The sequence below is a fragment of the Bradyrhizobium sp. Ken01 genome, from assembly GCF_055807355.1.
Genome location: NZ_JBVVPC010000298.1, coordinates 1 through 237 on the forward strand (window position 1 = coordinate 1; position 237 = coordinate 237).

A 237-nucleotide genomic window follows, 5' to 3' on the forward strand; every position below is an offset into this window, starting at 1 on the left:
CTTACATTCTTGGCAGCGTCGTTCTCGGATGGGCCGGCGAAGCAGAGCGCGCGATAGAATGGAGCGAGAAGGGTATCCGGCTAGCCCGTTCGATTCGTGGGCTTGGGCCGCGTTTGACGCCCAAGCAATGAGCCATTTGCTGCGCGGGCGTTACGAAGAAGCTTGTCGCGCAGCCTACAAGTCCGTTCAAGCCAATCCGGCACACAGCATCACCTACGTGCAACTGACCGCTGCGCT

1 pseudogene is annotated in these 237 nt (G+C 59.9%); it reads left to right on the forward strand.

Annotation, left to right across the window (positions count from 1 at the left end):
- A pseudogene (locus AC0L3S_RS39725) lies at positions 1–237 on the forward strand (transcriptional regulator); the annotation flags it as partial.